The sequence below is a fragment of the Streptococcus sp. HMSC062H02 genome (assembly GCF_001813005.1).
GTDB classification, from domain to species: domain Bacteria; phylum Bacillota; class Bacilli; order Lactobacillales; family Streptococcaceae; genus Streptococcus; species Streptococcus oralis_S.
The window spans coordinates 180,614-207,322 of record NZ_KV811130.1 but is presented as its reverse complement, the minus strand read 5'-3'; the positions used below and the strand labels follow the sequence as shown (position 1 = coordinate 207,322).

The following is a 26,709-nucleotide window of genomic DNA, read 5'->3' as shown; positions in this document are numbered from 1 at the left end:
TAAGAAAATAAATTATACTCCAAATAGATTTTAAAGAGTATTAGTTGATAACTGAGTAATAAGATTGCTGAAATCATCCGGTAAGGGGCTTTCTAGTTGCAAATCTTGCTCTAGAAAGGGATGATAAAAAGATAAATAATGACAATGCAAGGCCTGGCGTTGAATCCCATCGTCTAGGCCGCCTCCATAGAGATCGTCTCCCAACAAAGGAAAACCAATATGAGAAAAATGCACTCGGATTTGGTGGGTTCGCCCAGTATGCAGGCGAATATCAACTAGGTGAATATTTCCATAGGACGCTACAACTTTGTAAGACGTATGAGCGTATTTCCCACCTTTGGCAACCCGTCTCGTGATAATAGAATCTTCATCACGCGCAATCGGGGCAATAATCTCCCCCTCTGGCTCCAAGTCACCATCTCCTTTAACAAGTGCAAAATACCTTTTTTCGATAGACTTTCGTTGCAGTTGCTTGTCTAATCGTGCATGAGCATAACCGTGCTTGGCAAAGAGCATCAAACCAGATGTATCTCTATCAAGCCTAGTCACGATGTGAACTTGCTGGTTTTCATATTCTTGCTTAACATAGTAGCCCTTGATAAAATTAGCAATGGTATTGGAATGATTGACACTGGGGATGGAAGCTACTCCATAAGGTTTATTCAAAACCAGAAAATGGTCATCCTCATAGAGAACATCCAGTGGACGCTCAATTGCTTCAAGACTCTCAAACCCTTCCTCCGCTGGAATGTCAATAGTTACCCTGTCTCCAATATCTAAGAGATAAGTCGCATTTTGTGGTTGGTCATTGACCAGAATAGCCCCGCCTCGAAACTTAATCTTAGCCAAAAGTCCCTTAGAAACCTCATGTTTCTTGAGGAAAGTTTTAACTTTGACGTGCTCATCTGCGGTAAATTCGAACCTCATTCATCCACCTCGCCGATGAAGGCATCTTTGACACGATTCCAGAAACTAGTATGACTTGGTGTCGCTACGAAGTGAATCTTGTGATGGTCGATTTGATACTCAATCCGTTCGATATTACGGAAGGAATAGACGCTGTTATCGACTGATATCGTGTGGTAATCATTGCGTGTCGGCAAGAGCTCAATCTTATCTTTTTTGGGAATAATGATTGATGAACCCAAAGTGCGATAGACTCGGTTGTTAAGACTTGCTATTTCCGTCAACTGTAAGGCTTCAATGGTCGGATGCAAAACAGCTCCACCCAAGGATTTGTTGTAGGCAGTACTTCCCGTCGGCGTTGAAACAGTCACTCCATCTCCACGAAATCGCTCGAACGGAACATGGTTAATGATGATATCCGCAACCATGGTGCGGTCTGATCGACGGATGCTGGCTTCATTTAAAGCACGGAAGATTTTCACCTCTCCATTTTCAAGCGTTACCTTAACATTCAAGACCGGATAAGAAACTTTGGCACCAGTATCTAGTAAAAGATTGGTCACCAATTGATCCAGCTCAAAATCACGATAATCTGTGTAAAATCCTAAATGCCCTGTATGAACACCTACAAATCGAACCTTGTCTAACTGATTCTCATACTTGTGAAAGGCAGACAAAAGCATCCCGTCACCACCAATGGAAATGACGATATCGGGATTGGTATCGTTCAGTATAAAATGTTGTTTCTTGAGTTTTTCCCTCAGCTCATGCAAGACCTTCTGACTCTGAGGTTTTCTATTTGCTATGAGGTCAACTCGTTTACCTGTATTCTTCATCTGTATCGTCACTATTTCCTACACCATCGTTTAATTTTCTGCTCAATGGATCAAAGAGAGCCTGCGCTTCCTGGATATCGTCACGAATCTTACCCATTTCTTCATCCAGTTGATAGGCTATTTTCGCTGTGATTTCCAGTCTTTTCCTGATTTCTTCTGGAAAATCACCCTGATACTTATAATTGAGCGAGTGTTCAATCGTAGCCCAGAAATTCATGGCTAAAGTCCGTATTTGAATTTCTGCCAAAATCGTCTTAGCTCCGTTGATCGTATCAACCGTGTACTCGACAACCACGTGATAAGAACGATAGCCCGAAGCCTTACGATGAGTGATATAATCTCGTTCCTGAACGATTCTCATATCTTGGCGTTTACGTAGAATCTCAACTACCTCTTTGACGTCATCAACAAACTGGACCATGACACGTAAACCAGCAATATCTTGCAAGTCATTTTCTAAAGTTGCATAAGTAATTCCTCGACGAGCCATCTTTTCTTTGATACTTTCAATCGGTTTGACACGACCCGTTACAAACTCGATCGGAGAATGCTTATTTTGCTTACGATACTGTTTGCGAATTCCCCGAAGTTTAATCTTCAATTCACCAACAGCCTGAATGTAAGGATCTAAAAATTCTTCCCATTCTATGGTCATACTTTCTCCCTTGTAATGTTTGATTGCTCTGTCGAAAATCTTTGATTTTTTCAGTACATTCGTATACAATAAATACATTGTCCATTATACCATAAATCGCTTTCAAAGATATAGAAAAGGTTGAAAAAATGAAACATTTAGAAATAGAATTGAAAACACTTCTGAAAAAAGAGGAATATGATCATCTAAAAAAACAGTTTTCCCATATCCAACCCGTTCTTCAGAAGAACTACTACATTGACACACCAGATTTCCAATTGCATGAAAAGAAGGTTGCCATGCGCATTCGCACTTTTGCAGATTGGGCGGAATTGACCTTAAAAGTACCTCAAACTGTAGGAAATATGGAATACAACCAGAAACTAACTCTTCCAGAAGCTGAATCGTACCTCGAAAAAAAAAAACTACCTCCAGGGCTCGTTCTAGAGAAACTCGCTAAGATTGGCATCGAAAGCCATGACTGGCTTGTTCTAGGCTGCCTTTCCACTCTACGTTATGAAATGAAAGCTGAGATTGGCTTAATGGCCTTAGATGAAAGTCGATACTTTGACCAGATGGACTATGAACTCGAGCTTGAAGTCACCGACCATGAAAAAGGGAAAGAAGATTTTCAGAGATTTTTAGATGAAAATCAGATTACTTATCAGAAAGCTCCATCAAAATTAATTCGTTTTATTAAAAGCATGAAAAAAAGCTGAAATAATCTCCTTTTTTTGGTAAAATAGAAAAGATAAAAATAAAAGAATCTGGCTTTGAAAAACAAAACTTTCTCAGAGAAGATTCGCAAAGTTTACAGAGGACGGTCTATAATGTCAGATAGAAACAACATGAAACTTTTCACCCTAAACTCTAACCATGAAATCGCTCAAAAGATTGCGGATACAGTTGGTGTACCTCTCGGGAAGTTATCCTCTCGACAATTTTCTGACGGCGAAATCCAGGTCAACATTGAAGAAAGTGTCCGTGGTTACGATGTCTACATCATCCAGTCAACCAGCTACCCTGTTAGCAACCACTTGATGGAGTTGTTGATCATGGTTGATGCTTGTGTACGTGCAAGTGCTCATAGTATCAACGTTGTCCTTCCTTACTTTGGTTATGCGCGTCAGGACCGTATCGCTTCTTCTCGCGAACCCCTCACTGCAAAACTAGTTGCCAATATGCTTGTCAAAGCTGGTGTAAGCCGTGTTCTAACACTTGACCTCCATGCTGTTCAGGTCCAAGGTTTCTTTGACATTCCTGTAGACAATCTTTATACTGTTCCTCTATTTGCTAAGCACTACTGTGATAAAGGTCTTCTTGGCTCTGATGTCGTTGTTGTTAGTCCAAAGAACTCTGGTGTTAAACGTGCACGTAGTTTGGCTGAATACCTTGATGCTCCTATCGCTATCATTGACTACGCCCAAGATGATTCTGATCGTAACGAAGGCTATATCATTGGGGATGTTGAAGGCAAAAAGGCTATCTTGATTGACGACATCCTAAATACTGGTCGTACATTCTCTGAAGCAGCCAAAATCGTTGAACGTGAAGGCGCAACTGAGATTTATGCAGTATCCAGTCACGGTTTATTTGTTGAAGGTGCAGCAGATCTTCTTGACGCTACAAACATCAAAGAAATCCTCGTGACGGACTCAGTAGCAACCAAAGAAAGAACTCCAGAAAATGTATGTTACATTACTGCTAGCGAATTAATCGGAGATGCTATCGTCCGCATCCATGAAAGAAAACCAGTCAGCCCACTCTTTGCTTACAACAAAAAGAAATAAGGTGATTCTTTGATTTATTTGGACAATGCTGCTACGACTCCTATGTCAGCAGTAGCTATTTCTGAAATGACTAAGGTCATGCAAGAAACTCATGGTAATCCTTCTAGTATTCATAGCCATGGTCGGCAGGCTGGCAAACTCTTGCGAGAAGCTCGTCAGGACTTAGCCCTCTTACTAGGAACCAAACCTCAACATATCTTTTTTACATCTGGCGGTACAGAAAGTAATAATACAGCCATTATCGGCTATTGTCTCCGTCATCAAAATCGTGGAAAACATATCATCACGACAGCTATTGAACACCATTCTGTGCTTGAGACTATCGATTATCTGGTACAACATTTTGGTTTTGAAGCGACCATCATCCAACCAGTAAATCAAGAAATCACTGCGCAGCAGATTCAAGAAGCTTTACGTGACGATACCATTCTCGTTTCCACCATGTATGCTAATAATGAAACAGGTAGTCTCTTACCTATCGCTGAGATTGGACGTATTTTAAAAGAACATCCTGCTGCTTATCATGTTGATGCTGTTCAAGCTATCGGAAAAATCCCTATCCATCCTGAAGAATTAGGAATTGATTTCCTTAGCGCTTCTGCCCACAAATTCCATGGACCAAAAGGAGTTGGCTTTCTTTATGCTTCTTCCACGGGCTTTGATTCCTACCTTCACGGTGGAGACCAAGAACAAAAGAAACGGGCTGGAACAGAAAATCTCGCTGCCATTGTAGGTATGGTCGCTGCTCTCAAAGAGGATTTAAATAACCAAGCTAAGCATTACCAAAAACTAAGCGCACTCAAATCTGCTTTTTTAGAAGAAATTGCTGATTTAGACTACTATCTCAATGAAAGTCAAGACCAACTGCCTTATGTTGTCAACATTGGCTTTCCTGGTCAAAAAAATGATTTGCTCTTACTCCGGTTAGATCTTGAAGGAATTTCAATTTCTACCGGTTCCGCTTGTACTGCTGGTATTGTGCAAACCAGTCATGTGCTTGAAGCATTTTATGGACCAGATTCACATCGATTGAAAGAATCTGTCCGTATCAGTCTTTCTCCTCTTAACACTGAGGAAGAACTGAAACAACTCGCACAAACCTTAAAAAATATTATTGGAGATTAATCTAATGGCATTCGAAAAAACCATTAAACTGCAAAACTGCCGCTACGACTACACACTTAGCCCAACTGTCAAAAAGTTCACACTGAAAGACAATACTTTCTTTGAAACAAAAGTAGGAAACTACGAACTGACTCGTCTACTTGAAAAAGTACCCAACAGTGGTGAAGGTTTCAACCTAAAAATCATCATCAATAAAGACCTTACAGGTGCTAAACTCAACATCACTGACAAATCTGGCCTTCGTTTGGTGAATATCTTTAAATCAGAAGATCACCATATTCACCAAGAAAAATTCTACTTCCTCATGGACAGTTTAGTAGAACGCGGTATCTTCACTAAAGAAGAAAGATAATTGACTATGTATCGACTTACCTATCAAGATAACTATCACGTAGAACGTATACTTGAATATAAGGATTACGAAGAGCTCATGTTATCTCTATCTGGCTGTGTGACCCTACCTGATACTCTCCTAATCAGCTCCTTAACGCTGAATGATAAGGTGATTTATCAAGGATTGGTTGGCGATCTCTACCGTTTTCTATCACAAGCTCATTTTTCAGATAAAAACTAAGAAATTTCTTAGTTTTTTCTTGTTTTTGTTGATTTTTTCACAATGTTTCTATAAAATAGAAGAATAGAAAGGTTGTGATTTTGTGAAAGATAAACAGTCTGCTATTCCAAAAGCAACAGCAAAAAGGCTCTCTCTTTACTATCGAATTTTCAAGAGATTTCATGCAGAAAAAATCGAACGTGCCAACTCCAAGCAAATTGCAGAGGCTATTGGTATCGATTCTGCTACAGTTCGACGTGATTTTTCCTATTTTGGCGAGCTAGGTCGTCGTGGTTTTGGTTACGATGTCAAAAAATTGATGAATTTTTTTGCTGATCTCCTAAATGATAACTCCATTACAAATGTTATGTTAGTTGGAATCGGAAATATGGGACACGCCCTTCTCCACTACCGCTTCCACGAGCGTAACAAGATGAAAATTATCATGGCCTTTGACCTAGATGATCATCCAGAAGTTGGGAGCCAGACACCTGATGGAATTCCAATCTATGGTATCTCACAGATTAAAGAAAAAATCAACGAAGCAGATATCAAAACTGCTATCCTAACAGTTCCAAGTGTTAAATCACAAGAAGTTGCCAATCTTTTGGTTGATGCAGGTATAAAAGGTATTCTCAGTTTTTCCCCTGTTCACCTTCACCTCCCAAAAGATGTGGTCGTTCAGTATGTCGATTTGACAAGCGAACTCCAAACCCTCCTCTATTTTATGCGTAAAGAGGATTAGAAAGCGAAAGCATTTATGAAAAAACCAGTTATTGGGATTACAGGAAATGAAAAAGCTCATCCAGATGATGACATCATGATGAGCTATGCAGCGAAGGGCTTTGTTGAAGGAGTCAAGGACGCTGGCGGAATTCCAATCATCCTACCGATTGGTGATCAAGAAATGGCTGCCTATTACATCAGTATCATTGATAAGCTCATCCTAACGGGTGGGCAAAATGTTGATCCAAAATACTATGGTGAACCAAAGGCTATTGATAGTGATGACTACCACCTTCAAAGAGATATTTTTGAACTAGCACTTATCAAAGAAGCGATTAAGCAAAAGAAACCAATTTTCTCTGTTTGTCGGGGTACTCAACTTTTCAATGTCGCCATGGGAGGCACGCTATACCAAGATATCGAGGATCATTGGCAGGACTGTTCAGCCGAATACACGACCCAACGCCTCGTAACAGAACCTGATACCATTCTCCGAGAAATTTATGGAGAAATCTCTCATATCAACTCCTTCCACCACCAGAGTATTAAAGATCTAGCTTCAAATCTTAAGATTGTAGCACATGATCCTAAAGATGGAATCATTGAGGCTGTGACAACTACGGACGGCTTCCCTTATCTTGGTGTTCAATGGCATCCTGAATTTCTCTTTGAAAACCGCCCCAAAGATAAAACGCTGTTTGACTATGTTGTTAACGAACTCTAGGACTTATAAATAGGTTATTAATCATGAATGAAATTAAAATACCTTCTACTCATGAGATTTTGAGAGATATAGAAGCTAATGTTTTCATATCTTATAAGGAAAAGGAAGCAAACCCTTATTTCTTATCAAACAATGAAAAAGAAATAAGGGTTTGCTTTCATCTTTCTAATCTCTATAGACTTTTAACAGCGGAAAGTTACCAATCTTTTTCTAAGAATAAAGAGAATTTCGATAAACTATCTCAAAAAGAAAAACAGCTGAAAGAAATGTCTAAAAAGGCAAAACTATTTTGTAAAAAGGCAGATGCTAAACTAAAAAGTAAATTTCATTCACGTCTTTACTTTTACAGAGATATTCTCATTCATAAAAAAAGATATTATAAAATCGAAGATTTCAATTCGATTGTCAACTTTATCGTTCAAGAAGATTTACTTGTACCCACGATAAAACCTCTTCCTGTTATCAATATGGCAGAAGTAGATTCCTATGTTTTAAAAGTAATTGAGTAAGATCATGTGCAATCTTAAATCAAATCCGTCTTTTCACGGTAACTAAAGTAATCAGAGTGAGAGACAATCAAATGGTCCAAGAACACAATTCCCATCAGTTCACAGGCTTCCTTGACTAACTTGGTCACATGATCATCATTTCGGCTAGGTGCTACTGCGCCTGATGGATGATTGTGGACTAAAATAACAGAAGTCGCCATATGCTTGATGGCATAGTGAAGGATTTCCCTTGGTTCTGCAATGCTACGTGTCGCGGATCCGATAAAGATGGTCTGCTGATGGATGATTTGATTTTGAGTATTGAGATAGAGCGCCACTAGGTGCTCTTGTTTTTTGTCGCCAAGTTCCTGTTGCATTTTCTTTGCTAGCTTTTGACTACTGAGAATACTTTCCATCTCAAGGGTTTCGTGTTTATGAATACGATGCCCCAGTTCAATCACTGCTTGTAGTTCAATGGCTTTGATACGTCCAATACCAGACAGACTCTGCAATTCCTGCAGGGTCATTTTTTTCAAATCAGTTAGACTGGTCAAACTGGTCAAGACTTTCTGGGAAATTTCAAAAACATTTGCCTGACGAGTTCCGGTTCTGAGTAATATAGCTAGCAATTCTTGATTGCTCAGTGCCTCTACTCCTTCTTTAACCAGTCTTTCTCTAGGCAAGAGTGAATCTTCTTGGAATGAAATACTGTACATAAAAATCCTCCTCACTTTATTATTCGTGAGAAGGATGGAAAATTAGATTTTTTTCTCAATTGGGGCAACACTGGCTAAGAGTTTTTTCAGCCCCACTTCTGGGAAATTGATTTTCAATTCCTGAGTATCGCCACTACCCGAAACTTCTAGGACCGTTCCCTCTCCCCATTTCTTGTGAAGAGCAATGTCCCCAATGGACCAACTTGTATCAGTCGAATCTTTTTTATTTCCAGCTGCAAATTGTCCAAATGGGAGACCACTTGACTGGATAGAGCTTGGTGCGGCATTGCGTTTTCGTTCTTGAAGGGCTTGAGCTAAGCTCATACCTTGACCGAAAGCAATCCCACCACTGCTATAAGATGCCTTAAAGCTAGTATTCGCTGGTCGAGCCAAGCCCTGATACTCAAGCAGGTCCGAACTGATTTCATTGATGAAACGTGTTGGACGATTGTAGCTAGTACGACCGAAAAGCAAGCGAGAGTTGGCATTGGTCAGATAGAGGATCTTTTCTGCGCGTGTGATACCGACATAGGCCAAACGGCGTTCTTCTTCTAGCTCATCTGGATCTTCAGCCGCACGGCTAAGCGGAAATACATTTTCCTCCATCCCAATGATAAAGACAACTGGGAACTCTAGTCCTTTCGCTGCATGGAGGGTCATCAAGGTTACTTCAGATGTCTCCTGACTGCCTGAATCCGTATCCGCAATCAAGGCTAAGTCATTCAAGAAACGACTGAGTTTATCTAAACCTGTTTCCTCTTCCTGACTATCAGGATTGTCATCAAAGTTCTTGGTAACAGATAGGAACTCTTCAATATTTTCAACCCGCGCCTTGCTTTCCAAGGTCGCTTGGGCATTAAGAATTTCCACATAACCTGTTTTTTCAAGAACCGCTTCAACTAACTCTGTGATGGTTAATTGATCCAGTTGTTCCCGCAAATCCAAAATCATATTGGCAAAATCCCAGATAGACTGGGCTGCCTTACCTTTGATGCCTGACAACATAATATTGGCTGAAGCGTCTAGCATAGACATATCTTGCATATTCGCAAAGTCGCGAATTTTCTCAACGGTTCCTGGGCCGATTCCGCGTTTAGGTTCGTTAATAATGCGCTCAAAACTGATATTGTCACTCAGATTGGCAATGAGATTAAGGTAGGCGATAATATCACGGATTTCCTTACGGCTGTAGAACTTGGTCCCGCCGACCATAGTATAAGGAATATTGGACTTTAGGAGGGCCTCCTCAATAGTACGGGATTGTGCATTAGTCCGATAAAGAACCGCAAAATCCTTGTGGAGGAAGTTTTGAGTTCGACCAAGTTCATCAATGGTTTTGGCTACAAAAACAGCCTCATCCTGTTCGTCATTTGCACGATAGTAAATAATCTGCTCACCATCAGCATTCTGGGTCCAGAGATTTTTGGGGCGGCGATTTTGATTGTTTTTGATGACGTCATTGGCTGCTTGGAGAATGGTTTTTGTTGAACGATAATTTTCTTCTAGCAAAACGACCTTGGCGTTAGGGTAATCTTTCTCAAAATCCAAGATATTCTGCATATCAGCCCCACGCCAACCGTAGATAGACTGGTCCGCATCACCGACAACGCAGATATTTTTAAAGCGTGAAGCCAAGAGTTTGACCAATTGATACTGGGCATGGTTGGTATCTTGGTACTCATCAACATGAATGTACTGGAACTTCTGCTGATAGTAGGTCAAGACGTCAGGATTTTGATCAAAGAGACGGAGGGTCAGCATAATCAAATCATCAAAGTCAACGGACTCAGACTGACGAAGCTCCTTTTGATAAGCTGTATAACACTGAGCTACGATTTGCGTGTACATATCACCAGCCTGGGCAGCATAAGCCACATCATCAATTAGGTCATTCTTAGCATTGGAAATGGTTCCCAAAATAGTCCGTTCATTCCATTTTTTCGGATCTAAGTTTAATTGCTTGAGAATGCGTTTCATGAGGGTTCGCTGTTCTCCGGGATCTACAATGGTGAAATTCCGATTGTAGCCAATATGATCCGCATCGCGACGTAGGATACGAACACACATGGAGTGAAAGGTCGCAATTAGGCAGTCCTGGGTTGCTGGATTAAGGCTATAAGCACGCTCCTTCATCTCACGCGCAGCCTTGTTGGTAAAGGTAATGGCCAAGATATTCCAAGGATTGACCATCTTTTCATCAATCAAGTAGGCGATTCTGTGAGTTAAAACACGAGTCTTTCCAGAACCAGCCCCCGCCATGATTAACAAGGGCCCCTCTGTCGTTTGCACCGCCTCAGCTTGACGGTCATTCATTCCATTCAATAATGCGTTCATCTTCTCTTCCTTACTCTTGAAGTCAATGTTTCTATTATATCAGAAATCAGAGAAAATATCTTTAGCTAGACTGGTGGCGTCTAGAAGGTAAATCTTTCATCAGCTGAAGACAACGCCTCATATCTAGATAAGAAAAAGAGCTTGGAAAGCTTTTCCAAACTCATTTAAATCAATTGCAATTTACTAGAACAAGCCTAGGACTGTTCCATCACTTTCAACATCCATATTAAGAGCGGCTGGACGTTTTGGAAGACCTGGCATGGTCATAACATCACCAGTTAGGGCAACGATGAAGCCTGCACCTAATTTTGGTACCAATTCACGGATGGTAATTTCAAAGTTTTCTGGAGCTCCAAGTGCATTTGGATTGTCAGAGAAACTGTACTGAGTTTTAGCCATACAGATTGGCAATTTGTCCCATCCGTTTTGAACGATTTGAGCGATTTGCGTTTGGGCTTTCTTCTCAAAGTTCACTTTGCTACCACGATAGATTTCAGTAACAATCTTTTCAATCTTTTCTTGGACAGAAAGGTCATTGTCATAAAGGCGAGTATAGTTGGATGGATTTTCAGCAATAGTCTGAACAACCGTTTCGGCAAGCGCTACGCCTCCTTCTGCGCCATCAGCCCAGACACTAGCCAATTCTACTGGAACATCAATAGAAGCACAAAGTTCTTTCAAGGTTGCGATTTCAGCTTCTGTATCAGAGACAAATTCATTAATCGCAACAACTGCAGGAATACCAAACTTACGAATATTTTCAACGTGGCGCTTCAAGTTAGCAAAACCGGCACGAACTGCTTCTACATTTTCCTCTGTCAAAGCGTCCTTAGCTACACCACCATTCATCTTAAGGGCACGAAGGGTTGCGACGATGACAACTGCATCTGGAGAAGTTGGCAAGTTTGGTGTCTTGATATCAAGGAATTTCTCGGCACCAAGGTCCGCACCAAAACCAGCTTCAGTAACAGTATAATCCGTCAAGCGAAGGGCTGTGCTTGTTGCCAAAACAGAGTTACATCCATGAGCGATATTGGCAAATGGACCACCGTGTACAAAGGCAGGTGTACCGTAAATTGTCTGAACCAAGTTTGGTTTGATAGCGTCTTTCAAAATCAAAGCCAAGGCACCCTCAACCTGTAAATCACCAACAGTAACTGGTGTACGGTCATAGCGATAGCCAATAACGATGCTAGCCAAGCGCTTTTTCAAATCTTCAATATCAGTCGCCAAGCAAAGAATGGCCATGATTTCTGAAGCAACGGTAATATCGAAACCATCCTCGCGTGGAATACCATTTAGAGGACCACCAAGTCCAACGGTCACATGACGAAGGGCACGGTCATTCAAGTCCACAACACGTTTCCAAAGAATACGACGTTGATCGATTCCCAGCTCATTTCCTTGGTGCAGGTGGTTGTCAATCAAGGCAGAAAGAGCATTGTTGGCAGTTGTAATGGCATGCATATCCCCCGTAAAGTGAAGGTTGATGTCTTCCATTGGCAACACTTGGGCATAACCACCACCGGCTGCACCACCCTTAATCCCCATGACTGGACCAAGAGATGGTTCGCGGATAGCAATCATCGTTTTCTTACCAATCTTGTTCAAAGCATCCGCAAGACCAATGGTAATAGTTGATTTCCCTTCACCTGCTGGTGTTGGATTGATGGCAGTAACCAAGATCAATTTACCAACTGGATTGCTCTCAACTGCACGAATTTTATCAAAGCTGAGCTTAGCCTTGTACTTTCCATACAATTCCAAATCATCGTAAGAAATACCCAGTTTCTCTACAACATCAACGATTGGTTTCAACTCAATACTTTGTGCGATTTCAATATCTGTTTTCATTCAAAACTCCTCTAACCTCTAATGTGATAATTCATTATATCACAAAACAAGATTTTTAACATCCATAAACTCTCTAAACGTTCGTAAATATCCTGAATTTCAAGATTTTTAGAGCCCTTTTAAAAATTTTATATGGCTTTATAGTTTTAGACTATAAAGAATGTGAAAATAATCTAGTCAAGAAAGAAATTATCAATTTCAGACAAATCATGGAGAATTTTATTATCTTCAATTTCTAAACTTTCTGCCATCTCAATAGAGTACTCAAACCTAAGTTTAGTATTTATTGACAAATCAAACGAATATGCTTGTATTTCGCCCAATTTTTTATACTTTTCTATAATTTCGTTGTAAATGACAAGATAATTTTCGTCTAAAGTTTTTATGTAACTATTCAGATTTTCTTTGTAATCTTGAATTATCCTTTGTTCTCTTTCATTTAATATTCCCTTACCTATCTCCCAAATTATTGAAGTAGATATTGAACCAACTACAGAACCAAGAACAGGTATTGGAATCATGATCTGACCAATACAAGCACCAATTGTTGCAAAGGAAGCATCCATTACATTTAATGTCAAAAGATTCATAAATTCATCTTGGGTTATTTCTGTAGATCTATACTTTAGAATAATGTCTATCATTCCATAAGTTGCCATAACTAAAGCACTAGCATTTGGAGCACTAATACCAAAGACATTTGTTAATCCGTAAATGGAATAACCAGATATTGCCCCCTTTACAACTCCTTCAGCTGTGTCCAATCCACAATCTAACCAATCTGATTGTTCGAATTCAAAAATACTTTTTCCTTCTTTGTATTTCCCATACACAGTCGACATTAATGCTAAACCACCCTGTAAAAAAGCTGCGTTTCTTGCAACCTTGTTAGCTTCTTTTAAATTTGGTAATGCATGTTTTTGGGCCACTAATCTTTTTTTATTTAATTCTTCTTGTTTTAGTCTGACTGTTTTACGAATATTCTTCTCTTCAGAATCTATAAGAGAATGAATTGAATTTTTTTGAGCGTCTTTATAATCTAGAGCAGAGGATTTCATCCAATATTTGTATGAAGTAAGTCCCTTGCTTTCAGTGATATCATTAATCATTTGGCATATATCCGTAATTTGTTTAATGGATAATCTCTTGCCATTCACTTCAACTTCTTTTGCTCCAGCCATTATTTTTTCAAATACTTGAACGTGATCTTTTGGAAACATCATTTTCATTTTTGAACTGTAATGAAACGATTGAGCTAGTTCATCACGTAAATTACCATAAAACTTCATTTGAATGGTATTTCTACCAATTAATAAATCGGCTGGTCCATTATCATTCAATACTTCGACAATAGGATTTAACCCTTCAATGGCTCTCCTCGCATTTACAATCCCTGCTTCTGCAAATTCAGCGATAAAGCCGTGACCACCATAATCTCCTCCACGCTTCTTTAAAATAACGTCTTCAATATTGTCTCTCGTATAGTTTAAAATCTTTGAGGCATTGTCCTTGTTTAAGATGACTCTGCGTGCTTCATCCTCTATGATTTTCATAGCATTATGTAAATCTTGAATTCTCAAGTTATTTAAACAATTGACATATGCACCAATACCTTGGTTAAAAGCTTGATTAATAATCTGGTTACTCATTTATTCTAATTTCCTTATTTACCATAGCAGTCAATGATAGAGTTGAATTCACTAAAGCACCTGCTTGATATTTTTCGTCATCAGTAAATAAGCTATAGTCCATTCCAGTTAAAGATAAATTGGCTAAATAAATTCCTTCTGTTTGTTTTTCAGTTAGTTCTATTAATTCCGTAACTTCTATTACTTTTTCTTTAAGTTGTCTAGCCAACAATTCTACCTTTTTCTGTTCCTCTATAGCCTCTTTTGCAACTTCTTCATTTTTCCTATTAGCTACTACACCAGCGCCAACAGAAGCGGTCAACATAGCGCCTGCAATTCCCCAACCGACAGGACCAGCCAATGCCAAAAATGCGTTACCGGCTGCCACTCCACCGCCACCAGCTGCTACACTTCCACCACCTAACCAAGCCAGAGCGGCGCTATTTGCTGCAGCACCTGTCAAACTTGAAATTGCAGTACCTGTTGATGCAACACCAAATGTAGTTGCAACACCCATAGCGGCAGTAGGCCCTAAAGTTGCAACTGTTACTCCTAATGCGCTAAGTGAAGCCGTAGCCGCTGTGCTACCACTTGCTAATTCAGCTTCCTTAATTGACTGTGAAATAGCAATTTGCTTATCTTCAAAATTCTGAATTTCAACATCAATTGCTTCTAATTTTGTTTCAAACTCTTTTGGTTTATTTGCTAGTTTGTTAATTCTTTCTTCAACAATTTTTACAACTTTGATAGCTTTATCCCTAACCTGATAAAGCTCTATTGATTTATTAGCCAAGCTATCAGCTTCCTCATTATAACAACTAATAGCTTCATTATATCCATCAACAGCTTCTTGTCTTAGTTTAGAATTAAAAAGGTCTACCGATTCAATTTGTTCTTTTGTATTATTCGCTATTTTCCCAGCTTCGTTAAATGTTTCAGAAGTCACATTTGTTATCTGATGTGCTACATCTCCGGCAACTCCAACAGCTTTCACTGAGACATCTGAGACAACATTACCAACTTGGCTTGATACTTCACCTATAGTTTTTACAGATTCAGTAATAACTTCTCCAGTAAATTTACTCGCTTCATTTAAAGCTTCGCTAGTAGCAGAACCGACATCATTCAATACTTTACCAGCTTCCTTTGCAATGTTGTCTGCAAATTTAAAAAAATCCATAATAATACCCCTATTAATTTACTTAGATTCATTATCTTATTTATTACTATAAATGTCAATAATAATATATTTTTCTTTTAAATGCTTTCTTTGACTTGCATATCATTTTTGTGTACAATAGTGCTATGAAAATTTTAGTCACATCGGGCGGTACCAGTGAAGCTATTGATAGTGTCCGCTCTATTACTAACCATTCTACAGGTCGCTTGGGGAAAATCATCACAGAAACCTTGCTTGCTGCAGGGCATGAAGTTTGTTTGATAACGACAAAACGAGCTCTGAAGCCAGAAGCTCATCCCAACCTAAGCATTCGAGAAATTGATAATACCAACGACCTTCTAGTTGGGATGCAAGAACTTGTTAAGGAATATCAGGTCTTAATCCACTCAATGGCTGTGTCTGATTATACTCCTGTTTATATGACGGGGCTTGAGGAGGTTCAGGCTAGCTCCAATCTAGAAGAATTTTTAAGCAAGCAGAATCATCAAGCTAAGATTTCTTCAACTGATGAAGTTCAGGTTTTGTTCCTTAAAAAGACTCCAAAAATCATCTCTCTAGTCAAGGAATGGAATCCTGCTATTCATCTGATTGGTTTTAAACTGCTAGTTGATGTTACCGAAGACCATCTGGTTGACATTGCTAGAAAAAGTCTTATCAAGAACCAAGCAGACTTAATCATCGCAAATGACCTCACTCAAATTTCAGCAGATCAGCATCGCGCAATCTTTGTTGAGAATGATCATCTTCAAACTGTTCAAACCAAAGAGGAAATTGCAGAACTCCTCCTTGAAAAAATTCAAACCTATCATTCATAGAAAGGAAAGCCATGGCAAATATTCTCATTGCAGTGACAGGTTCCATTGCCTCCTATAAATCAGCTGACCTGGTCAGTTCTTTGAAAAAACAAGGCCATCATGTCACTGTCTTAATGACCGAGGCAGCGAGAGAGTTTATCCAGCCTTTGACACTACAGGTACTCTCACAGAATCCAGTTCACCTTGATGTCATGAAGGAACCCTATCCTGATCAAGTCAATCATATCGAACTAGGTAAAAGAACTGATCTTTTTATCGTTGTCCCTGCTACTGCTAATACCATTGCCAAACTTGCGCACGGTTTTGCGGATAACATGGTGACAAGCACAGCGCTTGCCCTACCAAGTCACATCCCTAAACTCTTAGCGCCAGCCATGAATACAAAAATGTATGACCATCCGGCAACCCAGGCTAATCTAAAAACATTAGAGACCTATGGTTATCAGATTATCTCTCCAAAGGAATCTCTACTAGCCTGTGGCGATCACGGCAAAGGCGCCCTAGCTGACCTGAATACTATATTAGAAAGAATAAAGGAAACCCTCGATGAACAAACGCTCTAACATTGCCCCAATTGCTATCTTTTTTGCAGTTATGCTCGTTATCCACTTTTTGAGCTCTCTCCTATTTAATCTTTTCCCATTTCCAATTAAACCAACTATCGTTCATATTCCAGTAATCATTGCTAGTATCATTTACGGCCCACGAGTTGGTGTTACACTTGGTTTCTTGATGGGACTGCTAAGCTTAACGGTAAACACGATTACCATCCTTCCAACCAGCTACCTCTTCTCACCATTCGTACCGAACGGAAACATCTATTCTGCGATTATTGCTATTGTCCCTCGCATTTTGATCGGTCTGACACCTTACTTGGTATATAAACTGATGAAAAATAAAACTGGGCTAATCCTAGCTGGTGCCCTTGGTTCCCTTACCAACACCGTCTTTGTCCTTGGGGGAATCTTCTTCCTTTTTGGAAATGTCTTCGACGGCAATATCCAAAAACTCCTAGCAACCGTTATTTCTACAAACTCAATTGCCGAGCTTGTCATTTCTGCTGTTCTAACAGTAGCAATTGTCCCACGTTTACAAACCTTGAAGAAATAAAAAATCAACTCCACTTTCATCCTGAAGGTGGAGTTTAGCATTTAAAACATAAGAAACATCAATAGAATATGAAAGCCAAAGCGCAGGAGCTGATACGAAAGAGGGGTAGGTTGCTGGCTTTTCTGGCTATCCAAGTATAGGGTTAGTGATAGAAAAACCAAACCAAATGCAATCACCAATCTGACGAAATAAGCAATTTCGAGTATTGCTGCCATCAAAAGAAAACCTAATAAAGGAAGGCTAAAAAGTGAAACAGCCAGGCCACTTGCTAATAGAGAGAGTAGCGAAAGGACCAATAAACTATAAACTAGGAAACGAGTCCAACCTGAGACTACTTTCCCTTCACTTTTCTGTTTTGACATCATCACGATTACCACGATTAGGTAAACAAAAAGTATCATCACAATTTCTCCTCGGGTCCTATTATTCTTTACCACATTTTAACCAAATTTTCCTGAAAAATCAATAATGCTTCTTGACTTGATTGGTGATTTATTGTACTATACTTGTGTATATACAGATAAATGGAGGTTCTTATGGATATACGGAAAAAAACGCAGTTTATGACTATGACTGCCCTACTCACTGCAATAGCGATTTTGATTCCAATCATTATGCCTTTTAAAATAGTTATCCCACCGGCTTCTTACACCTTGGGAAGTCATATCCCCATCTTTATCGCCATGTTTCTTTCGCCTTTGATGGCTGCTTTTGTGATTATTGCTTCTAGTCTCGGTTTCCTGATGGCAGGTTATCCGCCTGTTATTGTACTTCGTGCCTTCTCTCACATTGTTTTTGGTACTTTGGGGGCTTTGTACTTAAAGAAATTCCCTGAAACCTTGGATAAACCAAAGGCATCTTGGATTTTCAACTTTGTTTTGGGTATTGTTCATGCTATCGCTGAAGTAATAGCTTGTATCATCTTTTATGCTACTTCAGGGACAAATGTTGAAAATATGTTTTATGTTCTTTTTGTCCTAGTTGGTTTTGGAACAATTGTCCATAGTATGGTAGACTATACATTAGCACTAGCTGTCTATAAAGTGCTTCGAAAACGTCGCTAAAAGGAAAAACTATGACAAAGGATCGCAAACAAGCTCTTCTCAAACTGTTAAAAGAGGCGCCAAAAGCTCTCAATGGTCAAACCCTGGCTGAACACTTCCATGTTACACGCCAGGTCATTGTACAGGACATCGCTATTCTCCGAGCAGATGGAGCTCCTATCCTATCCACCAATCGTGGTTATATCTACAAAGAAAATGATGCCAGCCCCTACGTCCACAAACTCTTTAAAGTGAAACATGAACTGGAAGAAATTGGTCAGGAACTTCTAGCTATTGTAGACAATGGCGGACGCGTTCAAAATATCTTAATCGATCATCCCGTTTATGGCGAAATTGAAACCCTACTCAAACTCACTTGCCGCCGAGATGTCCAGCACTTTCTGGAACAAGTCGAGAATTCAGACTTTAGACCCCTTTCTGAATTGACAGATGGCATTCATTACCACCTTGTTGAAGCCGAAACGCAACAAGACCTCCACTATATCGAGGAGGCCTTGGATCAGTTAGGTTATTTAGTAAAAGACTAGAAAATTTCTTTCTCCCAGCCGTCCTCTGTGCGGTGGCGATAGAAGAACTCAGACTTGTCAGGTGCTTCCATCATTTCCATCAAAGGCAACATATCATAGGCCAGATCCAAGTTTGGAATCTGGTCTTTTTGCACCCAAGATACTTCTCCTTCTTCTGAAGATAGGAGATTTCCAGTAAACTCTGTCGCTTTATAGCAAACAACGATGTAGCGCCCACCTGTATCTAAGGGCCAGTTTTTAATGCCGACTAGTTGTGGATTCTGAATGGTTAGACCTGTTTCTTCATAAATCTCACGAATGACAGACTCGGCAAAGGCCTCGCCGTTCTCAACATGACCTCCTGGAAAGGCATAGCCAGACCAGCGATTGTTTTCAGGAGAGCGATATTGCATTAGGACTTTACCTCGCGCCTTATCTTCGACAAGGCAGATGTTTGTTAGGATTGTTTTTTGGGAACGTGACATGGATTCACTCACTTTCTATTTGTTATTATTCATCTCGATATTTTACTTCTGACTTCATGATAAAGGGATTGATCAATTCATGATGGTCATAAGTAGTACGGGCCAAAAAACCTCTAGCAATGATGATTTCCTTATCTTCTATGCGATAGTCTATATTGATAGGGACGGCTGGATCCGAGATAACTGATAAAACAAAGAATGCTGCAAACCAAAGGTAAAATGTCACCAATCCACTAAATATTTGAAAAATAAGGTGATACCATTTAGCATCTCTTGTTCTATAAAAGATTCTCCAAGGATGGATTAGGAAGGTCAAACAAAGAATGAAAAACCAACTATTCCACAAAATCGGCGTAAAAGATAGTCCAAAAACCAGCAACACCAAATGAAGAACCACAAAGGTCAGCAAAGCCAAATAAAGTGTCTTAAACGAAATTAACTTAGTTAGATTTTCTTTTGTCATAATTTTTCCTCTTTTTATCATTATATTTCAAAATCACCATCAATATCGCTGGAATGATGAAAAAGATTAGATAGGTAGCAATTGGAAGCCAGATGTACCGATAATCGACAGATAATAGGGAAGGAATTTTTTTAACATTTCTCCCTTTCACCCCAACAAGTAAGTGGAGAAGAAAAATAGGTCCGTTTATGAATAGAAAAGTTTTTAAAAATCCGTTTACTGAAGCCTTATTGCTAAAACCATCTCTAAAAATACCTTGATAGAGTGTGTGCACCAAAAAGACAAAATTCATAATAATTGGCAAGACATAGGATAGTTCTTGATATGGTTTCGGGATAAGTGACGTCCCGAACAACACATACATGATACCAAAAATAGAAAATAATATTATACCACCATCCATAAAAGAAGCAAGCTTTGAATGTCTTTCCAGCCACAATTGGACCTGAGCTATCAAAGAATACTTTTTATGGATTTTTCTCATTTTTCTGTTCTGTTGTTTGACCTTCTTTTGTCTCTTAATCTTTCGTTCCATTTACGTCTCCTTCTTCGTTTTTCTATCCGTATAATCAAAAGCAGAATGCCCAGCCCCAAGAAAAAGAAAAAGAGATAACTTACAATAGGAAACCAGACATAGGCTGGATCCATAGAAATTAGGGGAGGGGAATTCGTTGACTTGCGACGTCCTAGCCAGTTCAGACCTACCAAGAGATGAAAAGGAAAAAGAGAACCATTGAAACCGATAAATATCCATGAAAAGTAACGCCATTTCTGAAGTTTATCACTACTAAAACGAAGGACAAGGATATAAGTTGATACGATCAGAAGGATAAGATTGAAGCTTAAGGGGGAAAGATAATTTAAGTTTGGGAATGGAGAACTAATGAAAGAGACGGCGAGAAATGATACAAACATAGATCCAAATAACACACTCGTATCCAAGAGTTGACCAATCTTTCGATGCCTTTCTAACCAAAGAGAAAACCTCTTAGTCCAAGAAGACTTTTCTTTTGTCTTGTACTTCATTTGTCTACTCATCTTCATTTTCATCTACTCCTTTTTTGAACCTTTAGAGAGAAAGAAGATTGCCAAAGTTAACATCAAGACTAGAAGGTAGACGACAATAGGGAACCAGATATAGGATGACTCCAGTGAAAACAAAGGTGAGAGAACGACTCTTCCTCTTTTTCTCACGCCAATCAGTTGAAAAATGAAGCTAAGGATATTGATATAAATAAAGGGTTCACAAAATCTTTTAAGGGTCCTTTCTTTTTTAGTTTTCACTGACAAAAAGAGAGCATAGAACCTATTCCCCAAGATAAAAAGATTCAATTGCAAGGGAAATAAGAGCTCTCTATACCGAAAATCAGCTGGAATGCTTTTGTTTTGTGATGTTGTAAATTCTATAACTAGGAACAAGATGATGTAAAAGACAATATCAAGCATAAATTTGATAAATCGATGCCCTTGTAACCAAAAACGAACAGAATCTAAGCCTGATGATTTTTTATAATTCTTCTCTTTCAATTTCATAATAACTTCTTTCCATAAAAAATATATTCTAAAACATGATTGTTTGTTCATTGAGTCATCTGAAAACAAAATCACAATTCTACCAGTATTTGACTCTCAGATTTTGATGATTTCTTACGTACCATTCTAATTTCAGTGATAGGTTTTCCAAGGTCAAGTATTTTTTCTTGCCCATCAAAAGTAAAACCCATTTTTTGATAGAAAGCAATCGCTCGCTTATTCTCATTTAATACCCATAAAAATATTTCAGAGAACTGTTCAAGAGTCGTCAGAGCTTCCTTCATTAACTTCTGAGCAATACCTTTTCCATAATAGTCTTTTAAAACATATAAGGCAATGATTTCGCCAGCTTGAATAGTCTCATCACGAAAGTTTCCATAACTGATAAAACCAACTACTTTCATATCATCTATGGCAATCAATGTATTTTCTGGATATTTTTGACTAAAGAATCGACATCTTTCTAATGTCATTGTCTCCTGAAATTCTGCAGGCAAAAGATCGTCATAAGCCTCACGCCATGTCTGCCAATGAACTCGGGATTTCCCTTCTATCTCCTCAGGAGTTTCCATTTGTTTGATAGTTAGGTTCATTTATTTTACCCCATTCTTCTCTCAAAACACCATATTTAATACTATCAAAATATTTGCCTTGGTAATAACGAACTTTTGGAATATGAGCTTCTTTTTTCATTCTTAATTTTTCAGCCAATTTCATCATACCAAAATTTCCTGACCAAGTTGTCAAACCAAGATGCTCCAACTCCAAGTAATCCTGAAATGTCTGATCTATCCACTGTAGCATAGCAGCTTTTCCAATTCCAGAGTTCCAAAATTTCTTGTCATAAATACAAATTCCCAATTCCATCCATCTTGTTTGTTTACATACCCAGTAGCGCGAAACAGTCCCAACTAGTTTATCATCAACAAAAATACCAAGGCGATTTGAGTTGTTTAGAGCGGATTCTGATTTTTGTAGTTTAAATTCTTGAAAATTAGGAAAATGCTGATAATCGTCATAATAGGGAGCATCATACTGCTTCCAAATTGGATCAGATTGTGAATAAGCAATTTCCCACAAAGACAACAGATCTTCTTCTATTAGTTTTCTTAAATAAACCATACTATTTCCTAATCCAACGCCTTGACTTCCTCAGCTACTTTTTGTAGATACTTTTCTCTTGTTGAACTTGTATTCACCTCACGCCCTAACTCACCCAAAATTGAAACTTTCTTTGTTTTAATACCGCAGTGATTTAGGACAGCATTCTTTAATACTGATATTCCATAACTGTCTGGGATACTGATAGGACCTGAGAATGCTTTGTACCACCATGTTGGTGCCATGGATGTTGCGTAAATACTGGCTGATTTTCCTTTTAGTAACTTTTTAAACTGCTGACCTCTTAAGTAATTCCAAATAAAACTTCCTTGATTATTGGCAGAGTACGCAATTCCTGGCGTGAAAACACGATCAATCCAACCCTTCAATAAGCTAGGCATACTACTCCACCAAATTGGATAAACAAAAATGAAATGATCTGCCCACTGGATTAATTCCTGAGAGCGAAGTATGAAAGAGTCCTCTTCCATACGTTTTCGATAACCATAACGTAATACAGGATCAAAATCTATCTCATTTAGGTTAATAGATTCAAGCTCATGATGATTTGAGTCAATATTTTCTACAATCGTTCGAAAAATTTCTTGACAGAAACTTTCCTTGTCAGGATGTCCATTGATGACTAAAATTTTCATTCATTCTCTCCTATCTAATCCAACGCCTTGACTTCCAACATCATATCGCGTATCTGAGCAGCCAACTCGAAATCAAGCACTTCGACGGCTTCTTGTATTTGTTTTTCGAGTTTTTTGACGAGTTCTTTGCGTTCTTGTTTGTTGAGGCTATTGATATCGACTTCCTTGTCCTCTTCCTTAGCTACTGATTTAGTCACGGCAATTAAGTCACGGATAAGTTCAGTAAACCTTAAGTTCTCAGTGAAGTGTATATTTTAATGCCTCTTGCTCCTATTTTAATAAGACAATAAAGTTTTAAGTCTGTTTAAGATTTTTAACACTCTTTATTAAAGTAAGAATATACGCCATTAATTTATTTCTAAAATACTCAATCATAGCGCCAGAAAAGAACAGGGCCAGTGTCATAACTAGAATCATAATGACAAAAATGGGAAATTCTTGTTCTTCAACTAAAGTATGGATGGTTGGTATAATTCTTCTAAAAATAAGAGGATGTACATGAAACAGATAAACCCCCAAAGTTAGTGGAGATATTAAAAGAACTATTCTCTTAAAAGTTAAGGGAATATCTTTAATATTCAAGAAGAGTAAAAATATTGCTATTCCTTGCAGTGTAACCGTAGGAGAAATATAACTTCTCCACTGTTCAAAACCAAGCCAGCACAATATAAAAGTTAAACTAGTTAGAAATAAAATGAATCCACTAACATTACGTATTTGAAAACGACTTTCGTAATTTGATTTTCTAATTATTGCTCCTATAGTGTACAAAAGAATCATCCATAATACACTATATCCACCCCACAAGCCCAGAATATCTTGTTTAAATACTGTAGGTATGACAGAAAAGTATATAAATGCTCCACTAACAATTGGAAGCAATTGTTCTTTTTTCAATGTCAACACTGCTTGATTCAAAAATGGTGCTATTAAGACTAAACCAAAATAGCAACTCATATACCAATACTGTCCATGACTTATTGGAGTTAAAGCTGAAAACCAATCACTTAAGTTAACAGATGTTTTTGAAAAAATAGCAAATACAAAAGTAATTGAAATAGTATAGAAAATAATCTGTACCCAAAAACTAAATATTTTTTTATAACTAAATTGTGAATAAAGACCGACATACCCACTGATTAAAATATAAATATTTACAGCTGAATATGAGAAAGCTTCTAAAAAATTGGCAAAAATATAGTAAAGATCTTTTTGACTATCAACTTTCTCCAAAATTCCTCCCATACCCAAAACATGTAAGTTGCAAATCATCAACATAGCGAAAATTCTACAACATTCAATGCCTATGTGTTTAGTTTTTTTTGCTGTCATATTATGTCTTTCTATATATTTCTATTTCTTTATAATTTTTTCAGTTTAACGCCTTCACTTCCAGCATCATATCGCGGATCTGAGCAGCCAGTTCAAAGTCAAGCACTTCGACGGCTTCTTGCATTTGTTTTTCGAGTTTCTTGACGAGTTCCTTACGTTCTTGTTTGTTGAGGCTATTGATATCGACTTCCTTGTCCTCTTCCTTAGCAACTGCCTTAGTTACAGCAATCAGGTCACGGATTTCTTTCTTGATTGTCTGAGGTACGATACCATGCTCTTCATTATAAGACATCTGGATTTTCCGACGACGAGCCGTTTCATCAATAGCACGTTGCATAGACTGGGTCACCGTGTCTGCATACATGATGACATGCCCTTCGCTATTGCGAGCAGCACGTCCAATGGTCTGAATCAATCCACGTTCGTTACGAAGGAAACCTTCCTTGTCAGCATCTAGAATAGCAACCAAGCTTACCTCAGGAACGTCAATCCCTTCGCGGAGCAGATTGATTCCGACCAAAACATCAAAAACACCCAAACGTAGGTCACGGATAATCTCCGTCCGCTCCAAGGTTTTGATATCCGAGTGCATATACTTGACCTTGATGCCCATTTCTTTGAAGTAGTCGGTCAAGTCTTCTGCCATCTTCTTGGTCAAGGTTGTGATAAAGGTTCGTTCATTCTTTTCAACACGGGCATTGATTTCACCTAGGAGGTCATCAATCTGTCCCATAGTTGGACGGACTTCCACTTCAGGATCCAAGAGCCCTGTTGGACGAATGATTTGCTCGATCACTGTCTCGGTCTGTTCATTTTCATAGTCACCTGGTGTCGCTGAAACGTATACAATCTGATGCACATGACTCTCAAACTCCTCCCGACGGAGAGGACGATTATCTAAGGCAGACGGCAAACGGAAACCATAATTGACCAACATTTCCTTACGAGAACGGTCTCCATTGTACATGCCCTTTATTTGCCCCATAGTCATGTGACTTTCATCAATCATAATCAAGAAATCATCTGGGAAGAAGTCAAGAAGCGTATAAGGAGGCTCTCCTTCGCTACGACCATCCATGTGGCGGGAGTAGTTTTCGACACCGTTGGTATAACCCATCTCACGCAGCATTTCGATATCGTACTCTGTCCGCTGTTTCAAACGCTGAGCTTCTAGCAGTTTGCCTTCCTTTTCAAAGACAGCCAACTGCTCCTCCAACTCTGCCTGAATTTTCACAATCGCAACTTCCATGTGGTCGTCATTGGTCACAAAGTGAGTGGCAGGGAAAATCGCCAAATGATCCACTTCACCCAATACCTGACCTGTCAAAGCCTCAACCTCACGGATACGGTCAATCTCATCACCGAAAAACTCTACTCGAAAAGCGTGTTCATCACGAGAAGCTGGGAAAATCTCCACCACATCCCCGCGAACGCGAAATCTTCCCCGTTGGAAATCAATATCATTGCGTTCAAACTGAATATCAACCAAGTCATTCAAGAGTTTATCACGAGAAATCTCCAGACCTGGACGAAGACTAACAACACTATCAGAATATTCCTTGGGCGAACCCAAACCATAGATACAAGAGACAGAAGCTACGACGATGACATCGTTACGCTCCAGAAGAGCTGAAGTCGCTGAGTGTCGAAGCTTGTCAATCTCATCATTGACCGAGCTATCCTTCTCAATATAGGTATCGCTCGAAGGGACATAGGCCTCTGGTTGATAATAATCATAGTAGGATACGAAGTACTCGACTGCATTTTCAGGGAAAAATTCCTTGAACTCTCCATAGAGCTGCCCAGCTAGCGTTTTGTTATGGGCAATGACCAAAGTTGGTTTATTAACTTTGGAAATGACCTGACTCATGGTATAGGTCTTCCCTGTACCCGTCGCCCCCATCAAAATTTGGGCCTTCTCTCCACCTTCGATATTGTCAACCAACTGCTCAATCGCTTGGGGTTGATCTCCTGAAGGTTGGTATTTTGATACTAGTTTAAATTTATTATCTGTAATTCTATTAATCATGATTGCCTCATCTGCATTTTTCTATCCTTCTATTTTACCATAAATTTACTTTTCAGACTCTACTCTAGGTTGATAAGAGTGAGTATTTCATGTTACATTTCCTTACATAAAATCCATAAAA

30 protein-coding genes and 1 pseudogene are annotated in these 26,709 nt (G+C 39.0%); 13 read left to right on the top strand and 18 right to left on the bottom strand.

Going from position 1 to position 26,709, the window contains the following annotated elements; all coding sequences use genetic code 11:
* Positions 1-30: 30 nt before the first annotated feature.
* From HMPREF2885_RS07260 to HMPREF2885_RS07250, 3 genes are read right to left on the bottom strand one after another with little or no spacing between them, the layout of a single operon-like run.
* Positions 31-927, bottom strand: a complete 897-nt coding sequence (locus tag HMPREF2885_RS07260) for an RluA family pseudouridine synthase (protein ID WP_049479334.1) — start codon at positions 925-927, stop codon at positions 31-33.
* Entirely contained in the window at positions 924-1,742 is an 819-nt protein-coding gene (locus HMPREF2885_RS07255) for an NAD kinase (protein WP_000799063.1), read from the bottom strand. The genes HMPREF2885_RS07260 and HMPREF2885_RS07255 overlap by 4 nt, the downstream gene beginning before the upstream one ends.
* Entirely contained in the window at positions 1,726-2,397 is a 672-nt protein-coding gene (locus tag HMPREF2885_RS07250; protein ID WP_007516769.1) for a GTP diphosphokinase, read from the bottom strand. The genes HMPREF2885_RS07255 and HMPREF2885_RS07250 overlap by 17 nt, the downstream gene beginning before the upstream one ends.
* Before the next feature lie 128 nt (positions 2,398-2,525).
* On the opposite strand from HMPREF2885_RS07250, the gene HMPREF2885_RS07245 reads away from it, so the two are divergent.
* The 8 genes from HMPREF2885_RS07245 to HMPREF2885_RS07210 all read left to right on the top strand — a co-directional run bounded on the left by HMPREF2885_RS07245 (position 2,526) and on the right by HMPREF2885_RS07210 (position 7,803).
* A complete protein-coding gene (locus tag HMPREF2885_RS07245) occupies positions 2,526-3,095 on the top strand; it encodes a CYTH domain-containing protein (RefSeq protein WP_070657619.1) in 570 nt (189 codons plus the stop codon).
* Positions 3,096-3,206: 111 nt separating this feature from the next.
* Positions 3,207-4,166, top strand: coding sequence for a ribose-phosphate diphosphokinase (locus tag HMPREF2885_RS07240; RefSeq protein WP_001283843.1), 960 nt, complete (start codon positions 3,207-3,209; stop codon positions 4,164-4,166).
* Positions 4,167-4,175: 9 nt separating this feature from the next.
* Positions 4,176-5,291, top strand: a complete 1,116-nt coding sequence (locus HMPREF2885_RS07235) for a cysteine desulfurase family protein (RefSeq protein ID WP_070657617.1) — start codon at positions 4,176-4,178, stop codon at positions 5,289-5,291.
* Between the two features lie 4 nt (positions 5,292-5,295).
* Positions 5,296-5,643 (top strand): DUF1831 domain-containing protein, encoded by a 348-nt coding sequence (locus HMPREF2885_RS07230; protein ID WP_000863528.1) that lies wholly within the window; start codon positions 5,296-5,298, stop codon positions 5,641-5,643.
* 6 nt (positions 5,644-5,649) lie between these two features.
* Complete coding sequence (locus tag HMPREF2885_RS07225; protein ID WP_000286091.1) at positions 5,650-5,865, top strand: DUF4649 family protein; 216 nt, start codon at positions 5,650-5,652, stop codon at positions 5,863-5,865.
* Positions 5,866-5,947: 82 nt separating this feature from the next.
* Positions 5,948-6,589 carry a redox-sensing transcriptional repressor Rex gene (locus HMPREF2885_RS07220; RefSeq protein ID WP_070657615.1) on the top strand — a complete coding sequence of 214 codons (642 nt, stop codon included), beginning with the start codon at positions 5,948-5,950 and terminating at the stop codon, positions 6,587-6,589.
* 15 nt (positions 6,590-6,604) lie between these two features.
* The gene (locus tag HMPREF2885_RS07215; protein WP_070657613.1) at positions 6,605-7,294 is read left to right on the top strand and encodes a gamma-glutamyl-gamma-aminobutyrate hydrolase family protein; all 690 of its coding nucleotides are present in this window, start codon (positions 6,605-6,607) and stop codon (positions 7,292-7,294) included.
* A gap of 23 nt (positions 7,295-7,317) precedes the next feature.
* A complete protein-coding gene (locus tag HMPREF2885_RS07210) occupies positions 7,318-7,803 on the top strand; it encodes a hypothetical protein (protein ID WP_001002682.1) in 486 nt (161 codons plus the stop codon).
* A gap of 14 nt (positions 7,804-7,817) precedes the next feature.
* Here HMPREF2885_RS07210 and radC read toward each other — a convergent pair whose 3' ends face one another.
* The 5 genes from radC to HMPREF2885_RS07185 all read right to left on the bottom strand — a co-directional run bounded on the left by radC (position 7,818) and on the right by HMPREF2885_RS07185 (position 15,494).
* Positions 7,818-8,498: a RadC family protein gene (gene radC / locus HMPREF2885_RS07205; RefSeq protein WP_070657611.1), complete on the bottom strand. Its 681-nt coding sequence runs from the start codon at positions 8,496-8,498 to the stop codon at positions 7,818-7,820.
* A gap of 42 nt (positions 8,499-8,540) precedes the next feature.
* Positions 8,541-10,832, bottom strand: coding sequence for a DNA helicase PcrA (gene pcrA, locus HMPREF2885_RS07200; RefSeq protein ID WP_000992908.1), 2,292 nt, complete (start codon positions 10,830-10,832; stop codon positions 8,541-8,543).
* Between the two features lie 183 nt (positions 10,833-11,015).
* Positions 11,016-12,686 carry a formate--tetrahydrofolate ligase gene (locus HMPREF2885_RS07195; RefSeq protein ID WP_000845250.1) on the bottom strand — a complete coding sequence of 557 codons (1,671 nt, stop codon included), beginning with the start codon at positions 12,684-12,686 and terminating at the stop codon, positions 11,016-11,018.
* 173 nt (positions 12,687-12,859) lie between these two features.
* A complete protein-coding gene (locus HMPREF2885_RS07190; RefSeq protein WP_000070719.1) occupies positions 12,860-14,335 on the bottom strand; it encodes a hypothetical protein in 1,476 nt (491 codons plus the stop codon).
* Positions 14,328-15,494 (bottom strand): hypothetical protein, encoded by a 1,167-nt coding sequence (locus tag HMPREF2885_RS07185; RefSeq protein ID WP_000345295.1) that lies wholly within the window; start codon positions 15,492-15,494, stop codon positions 14,328-14,330. Before HMPREF2885_RS07185 ends, HMPREF2885_RS07190 begins: the two co-directional genes overlap by 8 nt.
* Before the next feature lie 125 nt (positions 15,495-15,619).
* On the opposite strand from HMPREF2885_RS07185, the gene coaB reads away from it, so the two are divergent.
* The 3 genes from coaB to HMPREF2885_RS07170 are packed head-to-tail and all read left to right on the top strand — an operon-like array spanning position 15,620 to position 17,419.
* On the top strand, positions 15,620-16,309 hold the full coding sequence (gene coaB / locus HMPREF2885_RS07180) for a phosphopantothenate--cysteine ligase (protein ID WP_070535367.1): 690 nt from the start codon (positions 15,620-15,622) through the stop codon (positions 16,307-16,309).
* An 11-nt stretch (positions 16,310-16,320) separates the two neighbouring features.
* Positions 16,321-16,872, top strand: a complete 552-nt coding sequence (gene coaC / locus HMPREF2885_RS07175; protein ID WP_009730209.1) for a phosphopantothenoylcysteine decarboxylase — start codon at positions 16,321-16,323, stop codon at positions 16,870-16,872.
* A complete protein-coding gene (locus tag HMPREF2885_RS07170; RefSeq protein ID WP_001042720.1) occupies positions 16,856-17,419 on the top strand; it encodes an ECF transporter S component in 564 nt (187 codons plus the stop codon). The genes coaC and HMPREF2885_RS07170 overlap by 17 nt, the downstream gene beginning before the upstream one ends.
* A 41-nt stretch (positions 17,420-17,460) precedes the next feature.
* On the opposite strand, the gene HMPREF2885_RS07165 is transcribed toward HMPREF2885_RS07170, so the two are convergent.
* Complete coding sequence (locus HMPREF2885_RS07165) at positions 17,461-17,820, bottom strand: hypothetical protein (RefSeq protein ID WP_049549936.1); 360 nt, start codon at positions 17,818-17,820, stop codon at positions 17,461-17,463.
* Positions 17,821-17,955: 135 nt separating this feature from the next.
* On the opposite strand from HMPREF2885_RS07165, the gene HMPREF2885_RS07160 reads away from it, so the two are divergent.
* Both HMPREF2885_RS07160 and HMPREF2885_RS07155 read left to right on the top strand, forming a co-directional pair.
* Positions 17,956-18,483, top strand: coding sequence for an ECF transporter S component (locus HMPREF2885_RS07160; protein ID WP_049549937.1), 528 nt, complete (start codon positions 17,956-17,958; stop codon positions 18,481-18,483).
* Between the two features lie 11 nt (positions 18,484-18,494).
* On the top strand, positions 18,495-19,010 hold the full coding sequence (locus HMPREF2885_RS07155) for a transcription repressor NadR (RefSeq protein ID WP_000159158.1): 516 nt from the start codon (positions 18,495-18,497) through the stop codon (positions 19,008-19,010).
* Here HMPREF2885_RS07155 and HMPREF2885_RS07150 read toward each other — a convergent pair.
* The 9 genes and pseudogenes from HMPREF2885_RS07150 to uvrB form a co-directional block, all read right to left on the bottom strand.
* Complete coding sequence (locus HMPREF2885_RS07150) at positions 19,007-19,474, bottom strand: 8-oxo-dGTP diphosphatase (RefSeq protein ID WP_070657609.1); 468 nt, start codon at positions 19,472-19,474, stop codon at positions 19,007-19,009. The two genes, HMPREF2885_RS07155 and HMPREF2885_RS07150, sit on opposite strands and share 4 nt — an antisense overlap.
* Before the next feature lie 25 nt (positions 19,475-19,499).
* Positions 19,500-19,937 carry a hypothetical protein gene (locus HMPREF2885_RS07145; protein WP_049549939.1) on the bottom strand — a complete coding sequence of 146 codons (438 nt, stop codon included), beginning with the start codon at positions 19,935-19,937 and terminating at the stop codon, positions 19,500-19,502.
* Entirely contained in the window at positions 19,915-20,472 is a 558-nt protein-coding gene (locus HMPREF2885_RS07140) for a hypothetical protein (RefSeq protein ID WP_049549940.1), read from the bottom strand. The genes HMPREF2885_RS07145 and HMPREF2885_RS07140 overlap by 23 nt, the downstream gene beginning before the upstream one ends.
* Before the next feature lie 1,069 nt (positions 20,473-21,541).
* On the bottom strand, positions 21,542-22,063 hold the full coding sequence (locus HMPREF2885_RS07125) for a GNAT family N-acetyltransferase (RefSeq protein WP_049549942.1): 522 nt from the start codon (positions 22,061-22,063) through the stop codon (positions 21,542-21,544).
* The gene (locus HMPREF2885_RS07120; RefSeq protein WP_049549943.1) at positions 22,029-22,592 is read right to left on the bottom strand and encodes a GNAT family N-acetyltransferase; all 564 of its coding nucleotides are present in this window, start codon (positions 22,590-22,592) and stop codon (positions 22,029-22,031) included. Before HMPREF2885_RS07120 ends, HMPREF2885_RS07125 begins: the two co-directional genes overlap by 35 nt.
* An 8-nt stretch (positions 22,593-22,600) precedes the next feature.
* Positions 22,601-23,227, bottom strand: coding sequence for an NAD(P)H-dependent oxidoreductase (locus tag HMPREF2885_RS07115; RefSeq protein ID WP_049549944.1), 627 nt, complete (start codon positions 23,225-23,227; stop codon positions 22,601-22,603).
* Positions 23,228-23,241: 14 nt separating this feature from the next.
* Positions 23,242-23,442, bottom strand: a pseudogene (locus HMPREF2885_RS07110) (UvrB/UvrC motif-containing protein); the annotation flags it as partial.
* 79 nt (positions 23,443-23,521) lie between these two features.
* On the bottom strand, positions 23,522-24,559 hold the full coding sequence (locus HMPREF2885_RS07105) for an acyltransferase (protein WP_000125532.1): 1,038 nt from the start codon (positions 24,557-24,559) through the stop codon (positions 23,522-23,524).
* 40 nt (positions 24,560-24,599) lie between these two features.
* Positions 24,600-26,588 (bottom strand): excinuclease ABC subunit UvrB, encoded by a 1,989-nt coding sequence (gene uvrB / locus HMPREF2885_RS07100; RefSeq protein WP_000610417.1) that lies wholly within the window; start codon positions 26,586-26,588, stop codon positions 24,600-24,602.
* Positions 26,589-26,709: the final 121 nt, after the last annotated feature.

What these genes read in the sequence shown, in the direction of transcription:
- HMPREF2885_RS07260 (WP_049479334.1), bottom strand. Translation starts at nt 927, where the DNA reads ATGAGGTTCGAATTTACCGCAGATGAGCACGTCAAAGTTAAAACTTTC.
- HMPREF2885_RS07255 (WP_000799063.1), bottom strand. Translation starts at nt 1,742, where the DNA reads ATGAAGAATACAGGTAAACGAGTTGACCTCATAGCAAATAGAAAACCT.
- HMPREF2885_RS07250 (WP_007516769.1), bottom strand. Translation starts at nt 2,397, where the DNA reads ATGACCATAGAATGGGAAGAATTTTTAGATCCTTACATTCAGGCTGTT.
- HMPREF2885_RS07245 (WP_070657619.1), top strand. Translation starts at nt 2,526, where the DNA reads ATGAAACATTTAGAAATAGAATTGAAAACACTTCTGAAAAAAGAGGAA.
- HMPREF2885_RS07240 (WP_001283843.1), top strand. Translation starts at nt 3,207, where the DNA reads ATGTCAGATAGAAACAACATGAAACTTTTCACCCTAAACTCTAACCAT.
- HMPREF2885_RS07230 (WP_000863528.1), top strand. Translation starts at nt 5,296, where the DNA reads ATGGCATTCGAAAAAACCATTAAACTGCAAAACTGCCGCTACGACTAC.
- HMPREF2885_RS07225 (WP_000286091.1), top strand. Translation starts at nt 5,650, where the DNA reads ATGTATCGACTTACCTATCAAGATAACTATCACGTAGAACGTATACTT.
- HMPREF2885_RS07215 (WP_070657613.1), top strand. Translation starts at nt 6,605, where the DNA reads ATGAAAAAACCAGTTATTGGGATTACAGGAAATGAAAAAGCTCATCCA.
- HMPREF2885_RS07210 (WP_001002682.1), top strand. Translation starts at nt 7,318, where the DNA reads ATGAATGAAATTAAAATACCTTCTACTCATGAGATTTTGAGAGATATA.
- radC (WP_070657611.1), bottom strand. Translation starts at nt 8,498, where the DNA reads ATGTACAGTATTTCATTCCAAGAAGATTCACTCTTGCCTAGAGAAAGA.
- pcrA (WP_000992908.1), bottom strand. Translation starts at nt 10,832, where the DNA reads ATGAACGCATTATTGAATGGAATGAATGACCGTCAAGCTGAGGCGGTG.
- HMPREF2885_RS07195 (WP_000845250.1), bottom strand. Translation starts at nt 12,686, where the DNA reads ATGAAAACAGATATTGAAATCGCACAAAGTATTGAGTTGAAACCAATC.
- HMPREF2885_RS07190 (WP_000070719.1), bottom strand. Translation starts at nt 14,335, where the DNA reads ATGAGTAACCAGATTATTAATCAAGCTTTTAACCAAGGTATTGGTGCA.
- HMPREF2885_RS07185 (WP_000345295.1), bottom strand. Translation starts at nt 15,494, where the DNA reads ATGGATTTTTTTAAATTTGCAGACAACATTGCAAAGGAAGCTGGTAAA.
- coaB (WP_070535367.1), top strand. Translation starts at nt 15,620, where the DNA reads ATGAAAATTTTAGTCACATCGGGCGGTACCAGTGAAGCTATTGATAGT.
- coaC (WP_009730209.1), top strand. Translation starts at nt 16,321, where the DNA reads ATGGCAAATATTCTCATTGCAGTGACAGGTTCCATTGCCTCCTATAAA.
- HMPREF2885_RS07170 (WP_001042720.1), top strand. Translation starts at nt 16,856, where the DNA reads ATGAACAAACGCTCTAACATTGCCCCAATTGCTATCTTTTTTGCAGTT.
- HMPREF2885_RS07165 (WP_049549936.1), bottom strand. Translation starts at nt 17,820, where the DNA reads ATGATACTTTTTGTTTACCTAATCGTGGTAATCGTGATGATGTCAAAA.
- HMPREF2885_RS07160 (WP_049549937.1), top strand. Translation starts at nt 17,956, where the DNA reads ATGGATATACGGAAAAAAACGCAGTTTATGACTATGACTGCCCTACTC.
- HMPREF2885_RS07155 (WP_000159158.1), top strand. Translation starts at nt 18,495, where the DNA reads ATGACAAAGGATCGCAAACAAGCTCTTCTCAAACTGTTAAAAGAGGCG.
- HMPREF2885_RS07150 (WP_070657609.1), bottom strand. Translation starts at nt 19,474, where the DNA reads ATGTCACGTTCCCAAAAAACAATCCTAACAAACATCTGCCTTGTCGAA.
- HMPREF2885_RS07145 (WP_049549939.1), bottom strand. Translation starts at nt 19,937, where the DNA reads ATGACAAAAGAAAATCTAACTAAGTTAATTTCGTTTAAGACACTTTAT.
- HMPREF2885_RS07140 (WP_049549940.1), bottom strand. Translation starts at nt 20,472, where the DNA reads ATGGAACGAAAGATTAAGAGACAAAAGAAGGTCAAACAACAGAACAGA.
- HMPREF2885_RS07125 (WP_049549942.1), bottom strand. Translation starts at nt 22,063, where the DNA reads ATGAACCTAACTATCAAACAAATGGAAACTCCTGAGGAGATAGAAGGG.
- HMPREF2885_RS07120 (WP_049549943.1), bottom strand. Translation starts at nt 22,592, where the DNA reads ATGGTTTATTTAAGAAAACTAATAGAAGAAGATCTGTTGTCTTTGTGG.
- HMPREF2885_RS07115 (WP_049549944.1), bottom strand. Translation starts at nt 23,227, where the DNA reads ATGAAAATTTTAGTCATCAATGGACATCCTGACAAGGAAAGTTTCTGT.
- HMPREF2885_RS07105 (WP_000125532.1), bottom strand. Translation starts at nt 24,559, where the DNA reads ATGACAGCAAAAAAAACTAAACACATAGGCATTGAATGTTGTAGAATT.
- uvrB (WP_000610417.1), bottom strand. Translation starts at nt 26,588, where the DNA reads ATGATTAATAGAATTACAGATAATAAATTTAAACTAGTATCAAAATAC.